We start from the raw sequence: 12,565 nt of genomic DNA, 5'->3' as shown, positions 1-12,565 counted from the left end.
CGCAGGGCGCGGCGCGGCCCGGAAAGGCCGGATGGCAGGGTCAGCCTAAGTGCCAAGACCCCTAAATTTCAACAAATTCAAACCGTCGGATCGGGATTTTGGCCGCAAGGTGCATCAATGTGCCAGTCCGGGGCAGATTGTCCCGTGCGCGAGGATCTCCGCACAGGCCATGGGCGCAAGCGCCTAGCAGCCCGTTCCAGTCAGCACCACGCGGAACGTACAGAGCATCACCCGCAGATCGGTCCAGAAAGACAGATCCCGCAAGTATTTCCGATCGAATTCCGAGCGTTCGGCAAAGCTGCTCTCGTTCCGCACGGAAATCTGCCAAAAGCCTGTGATACCGGGGCGCAGCGCGTAATAGTCGCGGCCGGGATAGAGCGGCGTTTGGCAGGGCATCATCGGGCGCGGGCCGACGATGGACATATCCCCAATCAGCACGTTCCAAAGCTGCGGCAACTCGTCAAGCGAGCTTTTGCGGATGAGGCGACCGATGCGGGTGATGCGCGGATCATGGCGCAGCTTTTGATGCTCGTCCCATTCCAGCCGGCGCGCAGGATTGGCGGCAAGATAGCTTTCAAGCTGAGCATCGGCGTTCAGCACCATGCTGCGCAGCTTCCACATCCGGAAGATGCGGCCATTCTTGCCAACCCGGTTCTGCGCGTAAAAGGGCGAGGCCCCATCGCGCGCAATCAAGACGCTGAGCACAGCCACGACCAAGATCACGGCCGGAGCCGCAAGCAGGACGATGACGATGTCCAGAACGCGTTTAAAAAAATTTCCGTAGACCTGAATCGATTTCAATCCGACAGCCGGATTTTGAATCAAATTCGCGTCCTCTCGGTGCAAAGGCACCGAAACCGATCGCAAAGACATGGCAGCACTCCCCAGAATCTCGAAACCCCAAAACCGTTTACACACACTCTGCCCGGCCCGTTGTCACGGGATGCGCCGGTCGTCTGGCACGTCTCCGCAATTATGTCCGAAAGATGGCGTAACTGTCGCCAGAGTTCGGCAGGCTTAGGCACACGTAATGCGTCACTTTTCGCATATGACTTCGGTCGGGCAACTTACCCCAAGGATACAACCGGCCAATGCCCCCACTGCCTGTCGTTTCCAGATTTACTAAGTATTAAGCTAACTTAAACGTTGATGCACCGTGCCCAGAACCAAGTCAATAACCCCAAAAAAATACAACTTAGGGGTGTTTTACCCTTCCAACACTTCCGTTCAAAAGCGACAGGCCATCCGGTAACAGCCCTTGTTTTGCCGCAATGCGCCTGAGCCAATTTGTCCGTCTGCGACCAGATCACGCCACATTTTCACCACAAACTGTCCCGCCAAATGGTCATCAGATCACCGGTCACATGCGGGGCAGCACGCCGAATTGTATCGCCTCTCGAAACAACCACTCGATACCCGGCGCATTGCCTATGGGATAGGGGGAAAAATAACGTATTGGTTGCCAAGTCCGGGAAGCGACGCAGCGTAATGTTGCGCCTTGGGAAACAGGGCAAGGGCCGGGGCGCAAACCAAGGCGCGCGCACGCTGCGCCAGCAAGTGCGACGCAGGTTTGCCACAATTCGGACACGTTTAAGGAGAGCTGGACAGTATCCTTTTGCGGGCTAAAACAGCCGCGCGGCGGGAAATTGCGGCGAATCACTCGGCCCGAACGGGGCAAAACCGCTGGAATCCGCATTAAAATGCCGCCCGGCAGGACCGGACGGCGATTGTGGCAGAATTAGGACCTAGGGTCAGGCGCGCACGAGCGCCTCATAGGCCTGAGAAACGTCGCGCGTCATCGCGCCCACTTCAAAGGTGTAATCGCCGATCTGACCCACGGGCGTCACCTCGGCGGCAGAGCCGGTCAGCCAGCACTGTTCAAACCCTTCGAGTTCCTCGGGCATGATATGGCGCTCATGCACCTTGATCTGGCGATCCTTGAGCATACCGATCACGGTCTGGCGCGTGAGACCATTAAGGATGGCATCCGCCAGCGGCGTATGCACTTCGCCATCCTTGACGAAAAAGATATTGGCCCCCGTCGCCTCGGCCACATAGCCGCGATAGTCGAGGAACATGGCATCCGAACAGCCCTTGGCCTCGGCGGCATGTTTGGACATGGTGCAGATCATATAGAGACCGGCGGCCTTGGCGGCGACGGGAATGGTCTCGGGGCTGGGGCGCTTCCATTTGGCGATGTCGAGCTTGGCGCCCTTCATTTTGGCGTCGCCATAATAGTTGCCCCATTCCCACGCGGTCACGGCCATGCGGATCGGGTTGCGCGCGGCGGCAACGCCCATATCGGGGCCAGCCCCCCGGAACGCGACAACGCGCACATAGGCATCGGTCAGGTTATTGGCCTCGAGCACGGCGCGTTTGGCGGCCTCGATCTCGTCCACCGTATAGGGGATCGCCATATCCATCAGCTCGCCGGATTTCAGCAGGCGTTCGGAATGGGCACGGCTTTTGAAGACTTTGCCGCCATAGCAGCGCTCGCCCTCAAAGACGGAGCTGGCATAATGCAGCGCGTGTGTCAGGATATGCACATTGGCATCCCGCCACTCCACCATTTTGCCATCCATCCAGATTTTGCCGTCCCGATCGTCATAGCCAGACATTTCCGCTTCCTCTTCACCATGTTTGCATTTATTGCGCTGTATATGTCCGCCTCGGACATAATATTGCGCAAAAACTGAGATTCGGTAGCAGTTTGATCTTGGAATGTCAACAAAGCTGACTTAATGTGAAATATGTAGCTCGTAAATTGTGAACGGAGCCTAGGCATGGCCGAAATGCATGGCGGCGAAAACCTGTTGTTTCTAACGGACGAGCAATTGCGGCAGGGTATTGAGGCGATGTTTTTCGCCTATCGTGGGTTCACGGCTGACCCGGATCGTATTCTGGCGACTATGGCCTATGGCCGGGCGCATCACCGGGCCATTCATTTCATCGCCCGCAGCCCCGGCACCACGGTGAATAACCTGCTGGCCATTCTTGGCGTGACCAAGCAATCGCTGAACCGCGTGCTGCGGACCTTGATCGAAGACGGGCTAGTCGAAAGCAGGGTCGGCACCGCAGACAAGCGCGAGCGGCATCTGACGCTGACCGAAGCGGGGGCCGCATTGGAACGCAAGCTGTCGGATGCGCAGCGCGCGCGCATGCGTGCCGCCTATCGCGCGGCGGGGCCACAGGCCGTGGCCGGGTTTCGTCAGGTTCTGGAGGCGATGATGGAGCCTGAATTGCGCCGCCGCTATCACGCCATTCGGGAGAGTGACACATGAACGAGCCCGCCCCCCATCTGCTGATCGTCGATGACGACGAGCGCATTCGCGGCCTCTTGCGCAAATTTTTGATGCGGCACGGTTTCCTGGTCTCGATCGCGCGCGATGCGGGCCACGCGCGGCGGGTGCTGGCGGGGCTGGATTTCGACCTGATCGTGATGGATGTGATGATGCCCGGCGAAAGCGGTGTCGAGTTGACGCGCGCGCTGCGGGCCACCCACAAGACGCCGATCCTGCTTTTGACGGCCAAGGGCGAAACCCCCGACCGGATCGAAGGGTTGGAGGCGGGTGCAGATGATTACCTGCCCAAGCCGTTCGAGCCCAAAGAGCTCTTGCTGCGGATCAATGCAATCCTGCGGCGGATGCCCGAGCCGGAACAAGAGCCGGCGCAACCCAAGGTCGTGCATCTGGGGCCGGTGCGCTATGACATCGAGCGCGCGGAACTAAGCCGGGCAGGCAAGCCTGTGCGCCTGACCGCGACCGAAGTGCAACTGATGCGGATCTTTGCCGAGAACCTGCGCAAGCCGGTCAGCCGCGCCAAGCTGGTCGAGGATCTGGGCCGCGCGGGCGGGCAGGCGCAAGAGCGCGCCGTGGATGTGCAGATCACCCGCCTGCGCCGCAAGATCGAGAGCGACCCCAAGCAGCCGCGCTATCTGCAAACCGTGCGCGGCGAGGGCTATATGCTCGCGTCGGATTAAACGACAGCGCAGACTGGGGGCGCTGCCCCCGCCCCGGACCCTGTCCGGGGCCCCCCCGAGGTATTTCGGGCCAGATGAAGCCGGAACCGCATGGCATTGCCGGATCGCCGCGCGTGACGCTCGCCGGCGCAACGACCATGAAATCCGGCAGTTTTGGTGGGAACCAGCGTCAAACCATGATCGATTCGCGCCTAGAGCGAGAATTTTTTAGCGCAAGACTTGTAGACCCTTGCCCCAATACGGGTTGGACGTCGCCCTGACACTGGCGCAATGCCGCTGCTGGATGGGCAACCCGCCGCCGAAATCAGCGCCATTTGGGCCGTTTCAGCCCCGAACAAGAGCCAAAACACGGCGCGCGCAGAAAACTGCCGATCCTCAGGCGAAAACACGTCACCACGGCGCGCCACCCGATTTGCACGATTGCGTGACTGCCCGTACCCCGATGGCGCGATGCCGGAACACATAGGTGATCGTAAGTGCCAATCAGGGCAAATCGGGAGACTGAAATGGACTCACAGTTGTATGCTGACGGTATTCGTTTTGTACATATTCTTGCTGTTTGCGCAGGGCTTGGGACGTCGATTCTTGCAGATATCCACGCAGCCAGCCGTTTAAGACAACGGATAGATGACGAGTTTCTTGAGCTGCTGCATCGGTACCACCAGGTCGTCGTGGCCGCGCTTGTCGTGATGTGGGCGAGTGGTCTGGTGATCATCGGGATGAAAACCGGATTTGACGCGGCTCAGATGACGCCAAAGCTGGTGGGGAAAGTCATCACCGTGACGCTGCTCACGATCAATGCGTGGTTCATCGCCGCCAAGGTCATGCCGATCTTGAAGAATGCAATCGGCCAGACGATCCTTGATCTGTCACGGCGACAGCGGTTTGGAATGGGACTGATCGGAGGGATCTCTACCGCCAGTTGGATGCTTGCTCTGGCGATGGGTGTCAGCAAGTTCCTCGCTGCAAGCCCGGCGGAAACCTTTGTCTATCTTATGCCTATAGCCTATGCCGCCTGCGTGCTTGGAGCGCTCTGCGTGCTTGTGACCCCCGGACCATCGGGAGTGAGACAGTATCAGCCTGCCTGATACGTCCAGAAAGGGGCCGTTCATGCGGCCCCTTTGACTCTGCTCTTGTCCTTGCCTGAGACCCCATTCGGGTTTATGTGCAGGGTATGCAACGGTTCGTCTTTTTCAACATAACCGACCACGCGCGGCTACCGGCCCGCTTTTTTGGCATGACCTGCACCGTCCTCGCACGTGCGTGAGGGCCGGCGCTGACCGCGCATGCCCACTCCCCCCTTTATTGATCGAAACCAAACACGAAAAGAGAGAGCCATGTCTGCTCCGCGTACACTCTATGACAAGATATGGGATGCCCATGTGGCCCATGAGGCCGAAGATGGCACGTGCCTTTTGTACATCGACCGCCACCTCGTGCATGAGGTGACAAGCCCGCAGGCCTTTGAAGGGCTGCGGATGGCGGGCCGCACGGTGCATGCCCCCGACAAGACCATTGCCGTGCCGGATCACAACGTGCCCACCACGCTGGACCGCGCCAATGCCGCCACCATGACCGAGGACAGCCGTATTCAAGTTGAGGCGCTGGACAAGAATGCGCGCGATTTCGGCATTCATTATTATCCGGTGTCGGATGTGCGCCAAGGGATCGTGCATATCGTGGGGCCGGAACAAGGCTGGACCCTGCCCGGCATGACCGTGGTGTGCGGCGACAGCCACACCGCGACGCATGGGGCCTTTGGCGCGCTGGCGCATGGCATCGGCACCTCTGAGGTCGAGCATGTGTTGGCCACCCAGACGCTGATCCAGCGCAAGGGCAAGAATATGAAAGTCGAGATCACCGGCAAGCTGCGCCCCGGTGTGACCGCCAAGGACATCACCCTGTCGGTGATCGGGGCCACCGGAACCGCAGGCGGCACCGGCTATGTGATCGAATATTGCGGCGAGGCCATTCGCGATCTGAGCATGGAAGGCCGTATGACGGTCTGCAACATGGCGATCGAGGGCGGCGCGCGCGCAGGCCTGATCGCGCCGGATGACAAGACCTATGACTATGTCAAAGGTCGCCCGCATGCCCCCAAGGGCGCGCAGTGGGAGGCCGCGCTTAACTGGTGGAAAACGCTCTATTCCGATGATGACGCGCATTGGGACAAGGTGGTCACGCTGAAGGGCGAGGATATTGCCCCCGTCGTCACATGGGGCACCAGCCCCGAGGACGTGTTGCCGATCACCGCAAGCGTGCCTGCGCCGGAGGATTTCAAGGGCGGCAAGGTTGAAGCCGCGCGCCGATCGTTGGAGTATATGGGCCTCAAGCCCGGTCAGAAGCTGAGCGATGTCGAGATCGACACCGTCTTTATCGGGTCTTGCACCAATGGCCGGATCGAGGATCTGCGTGCTGCGGCGGCAATCCTGAAGGGCAAGAAAATCGCTGTGAAGCGGGCGATGGTTGTGCCCGGTTCTGGCCTTGTGCGCGCGCAGGCCGAGGAAGAGGGGCTGGCGGATATTTTCATCGAGGCCGGGTTTGAATGGCGGCTTGCGGGCTGTTCCATGTGTCTGGCGATGAACCCCGATCAGTTGTCACCGGGCGAGCGCTGCGCGGCCACGTCGAACCGCAACTTTGAGGGGCGTCAGGGGCGCGGCGGACGCACCCACCTGATGTCACCGGCCATGGCGGCAGCGGCGGCAGTGACAGGGCGGCTTACAGATGTGCGGGAGATGATGTGATGGAAAAATTCGAAAAACTGAGCGGTATCGCCGCCCCCCTGCCCTTGATCAATATCGACACCGATATGATCATCCCCAAGCAGTTCCTCAAAACGATCAAGCGGTCGGGCTTGGGTGTGAACCTGTTTGACGAGATGCGCTATGATGATGACGGCAAGGAAATCCCCGATTTCGTGCTGAACAAGCCGCAGTATCGCGACGCGCAGATTCTGGTTGCGGGCGATAATTTCGGCTGTGGGTCGAGCCGCGAACATGCGCCTTGGGCGATCAAGGATTTCGGCATCCGCTGCGTCATCGCGCCAAGCTATGCCGATATTTTCTACAACAACTGTTTCAAGAACGGCATCCTGCCGATTGCCCTGCCGCAAGAGCAGGTGGATGTGCTGATGAAAGAGGCCGAAAAGGGCGCCAATGCGCGGATCGAGATTGATCTGGAGGCGCAGACGGTGTCGACATCGGAGGGGGTCGTGTTCTCTTTCGAGGTGGATGCGTTCCAGAAGCATTGCCTGCTGGAAGGGCTGGACGATATCGGCCTGACGCTGGAAAAGGCCGCAGCCATCGAGAGTTTCGAGGCGCAGGCGGCGCAGGCGCGTCCCTGGGTCTGAACCGGATCAAAAACACATAAAAAGACGCCGCAGAGCACTCTGCGGCGTTTTGTTTTGGCTATGCGTCTTGTGCCCCGCACAGCCCATTCCACAAGATGCAGTATTTACAGTCCCTTACGCCACAAAGCTGAACCAAGTTTGATGCAATCCTGCACCACTTACACCCTCAATCGGCCCTAAATCTTTTGTCTGATTAACCAAGGACTTGTGGTGATAAGTGAAAGAAGGCAAAAATTGGGCGAGATTGAGGCAGCCCGCCGTAAAGTGTGGGATCAAGTTGGCACAAGGGCGCGGCACCGCATCGCGACCGACCAAGTTGAAGGGGAAAGGGCAGTGTTTTCACTGGTTCCAGGTGCGCTCGCGCGCGCCATATTGATTGCGATGCTGGTCGCCACGCCCTCGCTGGTCGTGCCGTCCACAGGTGCGGATACCGCACAGATCGTAATCGTGCTCTCGATCCTTGCAGGGTTCATGACCTTTATCGAATATTACGGCAAATATCCCAGCATCATCGAATTCCGTTTTGCCCCGCCCTTCAACCGCGCCAAGTTTTTCGCGCTGACCATCATCCTTGTCTCACTGGCGATGATCGTGCGGGGCACCACCCACCCGACCGAAGCGACCGAATGGTTGACACACCTGGGCCGGGGTCTGGGTGAGGCGATTGATTTTCCCTATTCGCCCGTGCGTCTGGTGGTTCTGATGATGCCCGCCGATGCCGATGCCGCATTGATTGACATGGTGCGGATCGCCTCGGGGATTTCCTATACCGTGTCGCTGGTGATGATCCTCTATTTCGTGACGCTGGTGCGATTTCTGGGCTGGCCTGCGCGCTCGGGCGCGTTCAATGTCTGGATCAACCTGCCGCTCTTTGATCCCACGGGGGGCGGCGATGTGCTGCACCGTTTGCGCCGGGATGCCGGTCTTAATGTTGTATTAGGATCTTTGCTGCCATTCTTGATTCCAGCAGCGGTGCGCGCGGCCTCGGATTTGATTGATCCGATTTCGATCGCGCAACCGCAAACCTTGATCTGGACGATGGCCGCATGGGCGTTTCTTCCTGCCAGTATGTTGATGCGTGGTATCGCGATGGGTCGGATTGCCGACATGATCGAGGACAAGCGCCGCCGCGCCTATGCCGAAGGCGACGCATTGACAGCCAAGGGGCTGCAAGGCGCCTGATCGCGGGGCTTTGCGCGCTTCTTCTTTGCGCTTTGCCCGCATATGCAGACAGGCTGCGTCTGGCGAGTTGGAATGTGGATCTGGAGCGCGCGGGGCCGGGGCTGCTGTTGCGGGATTTGCGGCGGGGCGAGGATGCGCAGATTGCCGCAATCCTGCATGTGCTGGCGCAAAAACAGCCCGATATTCTGGTCTTGCAGGGGGTGGATTACGACCTTGACCTGCTTGCGCTGAGCGCGCTGCGCGACCGTATTTCCGAAGGGGGCGGGCCGCGTTACGATCACCTCTTTGCCCGTACCCCCAATGCCGGTCTCGCCACCGGGCTCGATATGGATGGCGACGGGCGGCGCGGCGGGCCGCGCGACGCCCAGGGCTATGGTGATTTCACCGGTCAGGGGGGCATGGCGATTTTGTCGCGCTATCCTGTGGATCAGTCGGGCGCGCAGGATTTCAGTGCAGTCCTCTGGCGCGACCTGCCCGGCGCGCTGTTGCCCCTGCGGGACGGCCAACCCTTCCCGTCAGAGGCGGCGCAGGCGGTGCAGCGCCTCGCGTCGCGCGGGCAGTGGGTGGTGCCGGTGCTGCTGCCCTCTGGGCCGCTTCAGGTGATGACCTTTCACGCCACACCGCCGGTGTTTGACGGGCCAGAGGATCGGAACGGGCGGCGCAACCATGATGAACTCCGGTTCTGGCAGCTTTATCTGGATGGGGCGTTCGGGCCGCCGCCACAGGGATGGTTCGTGCTCATGGGCCATGCCAATCTTGACCCGGAGGCGGGTGGCGGGCGGCCAGAGGCCCTGCGTGCGCTGCTGGCCGATCCGCGCCTGCAAGACCCCCGCCCACTGCGCCCCGGAGCGGTGGAACCACCGCTTGCCACCGTTCACTGGCCGCCCCCCGGCCCCGGCACGCGGCGGGTGTCCTATATCCTGCCCGCCGCCGATCTGAGCGTCACGGGTGCCGGCGTGCATTGGCCGCCCGAGGGCACGCCAGAGGGGGATTTGGCCGCCACCGCCAGCCGTCATCGGCTGGTCTGGGTCGATCTGAGCCTGCCATGACATCGGGGTTTCTTGACCATTGCGGGGCTTGCGTATAGGCCAACGGGCAACATCAAACGCAAGCCAAGGAAACGCCCAATGAGCAACCCATCGCTTCTTATTCTGCCCGGTGACGGGATCGGCCCCGAGGTCATGGCCGAGGTGGTCAAGATCATCGACTGGTACGGGGCTAAGCGAGGGATGGCGTTTGACGTGTCCGAGGATCTTGTGGGCGGTGCCGCCTATGACAAGCACGGCACGCCGCTGCATGACGACACGATGGCAAAGGCACAAGAGGTCGATGCCGTGCTGTTGGGGGCCGTCGGTGGGCCGAAATATGACAACCTCGATTTCAGCGTCAAGCCTGAGCGCGGCCTGTTGCGCCTGCGCAAGGAAATGGACCTATTTGCCAACCTGCGCCCGGCGCAATGCTTTGACGCGCTGGCGGATTTTTCGAGCCTCAAGCGCGATGTGGTGGCCGGTCTCGACATCATGATCGTGCGGGAATTGACCTCTGGCATCTATTTCGGCGAGCCGCGCGGCATTTTCACCGAAGGCAATGAGCGGGTCGGCATCAACACGCAGCGCTATACCGAGAGCGAGATTGACCGCGTGGCGCGCGCGGCCTTTGAATTGGCGCGCAAGCGGGGCAACCGTGTCTGTTCGATGGAAAAGGCCAATGTGATGGAATCGGGCGTGCTGTGGCGCGAGGTTGTGCAAAAGGTGCATGACGCCGATTACCCTGATGTCGAGCTGAGCCACATGTATGCGGACGCAGGCGCCATGCAGCTTTGCCGCTGGCCCAAGCAGTTCGATGTGATCGTGACCGACAACCTCTTTGGGGATCTCTTGTCGGATGCGGCGGCGATGCTGACGGGATCGCTGGGCATGCTGCCGTCGGCTTCGCTTGGCTTGCCGATGGCCAATGGCCGGCCCAAGGCGCTTTATGAGCCGGTGCATGGCTCTGCCCCCGATATTGCCGGTCAGGGCAAGGCCAACCCGATTGCCTGTATCCTCAGCTTTGCCATGGCGCTGCGCTATTCGTTTGACCAAGGGGCCGAGGCGACGCGGCTGGAGAAGGCTGTGGAGCAGGTGCTGGCGGACGGTCTGCGCACCGCTGATCTCTTGGGTGAGGATGGTGTGACGCCGGTGTCGACCACTGAGATGGGCGATGCGATTGTGGCGGCGCTTGACGCGAGCCTCTGAGGCGAACGCAGGTTCAACACGGAAAGGCCCGCCACTTGTGCGGGCCTTTTTTGTTGGGGGTGCACGGCGTAGGTTTGGCTGAGTGCAGGTGGCCATGGCCACAAGGGATGAGCCGCGCATTGACGATTGAGGCCAGCGTCACCCAATACAAATGCCGCCGGAGAAGACCCCGGCGGCTTGCACTCGTGACCTGCGAACCTTTAGAAAAACCCGAGCTTGTTGGGGTTGTAGCTGACCAGCATGTTCTTGGTCTGCTGGTAATGATCCAGCATCATCTTGTGATTTTCGCGCCCGATGCCCGACTGCTTGTAGCCGCCAAAGGCCGCATGGGCCGGGTAGGCGTGATAGTTGTTGACCCAGACGCGGCCCGCCTCGACAGCGCGGCCAAAGCGATAGGCGCGGGTGCCATCGCGGGTCCAGACACCGGCGCCAAGGCCATACATCGTGTCATTGGCAATGGCGAGCGCCTCGGCCTCGTCCTTGAAGGTGGTCACGGACACGACCGGACCAAAGATTTCCTCTTGGAACACGCGCATCTTGTTGTGCCCCTTGAGGATGGTCGGCTGGATGTAATAGCCGCCCGCAATCTCGCCGTTAAAGCGCGCGGCGTCGCCGCCCACCAGCACCTCGGCCCCCTCTTCCACGCCGATGGTGAAATAGGACATGATCTTGTCAAACTGCTGCTGGCTGGCCTGTGCGCCGACCATGGTCGCCATCTCGCGCGGGTCACCCTGCTGGATCGCCTTCACGCGGGCGATGCAACGCGCGATGAACTCCTCGTAGATGTCTTCCTGGATCAGTGCGCGGGATGGGCAGGTGCAAACCTCGCCCTGGTTAAAGGCAAAAAGAACAAAGCCTTCGACCGCCTTGTCGAGAAAGGCGTCATCGGCGGCCATCACATCCGAAAAGAAGATATTGGGGGATTTGCCGCCCAGCTCCAGCGTCACGGGAATGAGGTTTTCGGTTGCGGCCTGCATGATCTTGCGGCCCGTCGCGGTCGAGCCGGTAAAGGCAATCTTGGCGATACGGGTGGATTTGGCGAGCGGCGCGCCCACCTCTGCCCCCATGCCGTTGACGATGTTGAGCACACCGGCAGGCAGCAGATCAGCGATGAGTTCGACCAGAACCATGATCGCGGCGGGGGTCTGTTCGGCGGGTTTCAGCACGATGCAATTGCCAGCGGCCAAGGCCGGGGCCAATTTCCATGCCGCCATCAGGATCGAGAAGTTCCACGGGATGATCTGGCCCACGACGCCCAAGGGTTCGTGAAAATGATAGGCGACCGTGTCATGGTCGATCTCGGACATGGTGCCCTCTTGCCCGCGCAAGACGCCTGCGAAATAGCGGAAATGGTCGATGGCGAGTGGGATATCGGCATGGGTCGTCTCGCGGATGGGCTTGCCATTGTCCCAGGTTTCGGCCTGCGCCAGAAGGTCAAGATTGGCCTCGAGCACATCGGCGATTTTGAGCAGGGTGTTGGAACGATCCGCAGCAGAGATACGGCCCCACGCCTCGCGCGCGGCATGGGCGGCATCAAGTGCGCGTTCCACATCCATCGCGTCAGAGCGCGCAACTTCGCAGATCACTTCGCCGGTGATGGGCGTGATATTGTCGAAATAACGGCCATTGACGGGGGGCACGAATGTGCCGCCGATGAAATTGTCATAGCGGGTTTTGAAGGGCGAAGCATAGCTGCCCGCGACTTGGGTCATCTCATTCATTGGGGGTCCTCCGGTTACGCCCGGTCCTCCGCCGGGAATGACCAGAGCATGCGCCCTACCCCGGCTTGCGTCACCGGGGGGACGGGGCACCGGGATGCCC

11 protein-coding genes are annotated in these 12,565 nt (G+C 60.5%); 8 read left to right on the top strand and 3 right to left on the bottom strand.

Translation table 11 applies throughout. The features are described 5' to 3' along the window. Positions 1-183: 183 nt before the first annotated feature. Complete coding sequence (locus tag GC127_RS01625; protein WP_308341288.1) at positions 184-801, bottom strand: sugar transferase; 618 nt, start codon at positions 799-801, stop codon at positions 184-186. A gap of 950 nt (positions 802-1,751) precedes the next feature. Next, the gene (locus tag GC127_RS01620) at positions 1,752-2,618 is read right to left on the bottom strand and encodes a branched-chain amino acid aminotransferase (RefSeq protein WP_008279017.1); all 867 of its coding nucleotides are present in this window, start codon (positions 2,616-2,618) and stop codon (positions 1,752-1,754) included. Between the two features lie 165 nt (positions 2,619-2,783). Between GC127_RS01620 and GC127_RS01615 the strand changes: the two genes are divergently transcribed. From GC127_RS01615 to leuB, 8 genes are all read left to right on the top strand, one after another. Next, positions 2,784-3,281, top strand: a complete 498-nt coding sequence (locus GC127_RS01615) for a MarR family winged helix-turn-helix transcriptional regulator (protein WP_008279018.1) — start codon at positions 2,784-2,786, stop codon at positions 3,279-3,281. After that, positions 3,278-3,979, top strand: a complete 702-nt coding sequence (locus GC127_RS01610; protein WP_151976200.1) for a response regulator — start codon at positions 3,278-3,280, stop codon at positions 3,977-3,979. The genes GC127_RS01615 and GC127_RS01610 overlap by 4 nt, the downstream gene beginning before the upstream one ends. A 518-nt stretch (positions 3,980-4,497) precedes the next feature. Continuing rightward, a complete protein-coding gene (locus GC127_RS01605; RefSeq protein ID WP_151976201.1) occupies positions 4,498-5,067 on the top strand; it encodes a hypothetical protein in 570 nt (189 codons plus the stop codon). A 249-nt stretch (positions 5,068-5,316) separates the two neighbouring features. Further along, entirely contained in the window at positions 5,317-6,723 is a 1,407-nt protein-coding gene (leuC, locus tag GC127_RS01600) for a 3-isopropylmalate dehydratase large subunit (protein ID WP_008279021.1), read from the top strand. Beyond that, the gene (gene leuD, locus GC127_RS01595; RefSeq protein WP_008279022.1) at positions 6,723-7,328 is read left to right on the top strand and encodes a 3-isopropylmalate dehydratase small subunit; all 606 of its coding nucleotides are present in this window, start codon (positions 6,723-6,725) and stop codon (positions 7,326-7,328) included. Before leuC ends, leuD begins: the two co-directional genes overlap by 1 nt. A 333-nt stretch (positions 7,329-7,661) precedes the next feature. Beyond that, complete coding sequence (locus GC127_RS01590) at positions 7,662-8,510, top strand: hypothetical protein (RefSeq protein WP_037296889.1); 849 nt, start codon at positions 7,662-7,664, stop codon at positions 8,508-8,510. 74 nt (positions 8,511-8,584) lie between these two features. After that, complete coding sequence (locus GC127_RS01585) at positions 8,585-9,559, top strand: endonuclease/exonuclease/phosphatase family protein (protein ID WP_151976202.1); 975 nt, start codon at positions 8,585-8,587, stop codon at positions 9,557-9,559. A gap of 78 nt (positions 9,560-9,637) precedes the next feature. After that, positions 9,638-10,744, top strand: coding sequence for a 3-isopropylmalate dehydrogenase (leuB, locus tag GC127_RS01580; protein ID WP_081506785.1), 1,107 nt, complete (start codon positions 9,638-9,640; stop codon positions 10,742-10,744). A gap of 200 nt (positions 10,745-10,944) precedes the next feature. Here leuB and GC127_RS01575 read toward each other — a convergent pair whose 3' ends face one another. Beyond that, the gene (locus GC127_RS01575; protein ID WP_151976203.1) at positions 10,945-12,465 is read right to left on the bottom strand and encodes an aldehyde dehydrogenase family protein; all 1,521 of its coding nucleotides are present in this window, start codon (positions 12,463-12,465) and stop codon (positions 10,945-10,947) included. Positions 12,466-12,565 lie beyond the last annotated feature (100 nt).

It is taken from the genome of Roseovarius sp. EC-HK134 (genome assembly GCF_902498815.1).
Taxonomy (GTDB): Bacteria; Pseudomonadota; Alphaproteobacteria; order Rhodobacterales; family Rhodobacteraceae; genus Roseovarius; species Roseovarius mucosus_A.
This window is presented reverse-complemented; position numbering and strand designations above follow the sequence as displayed.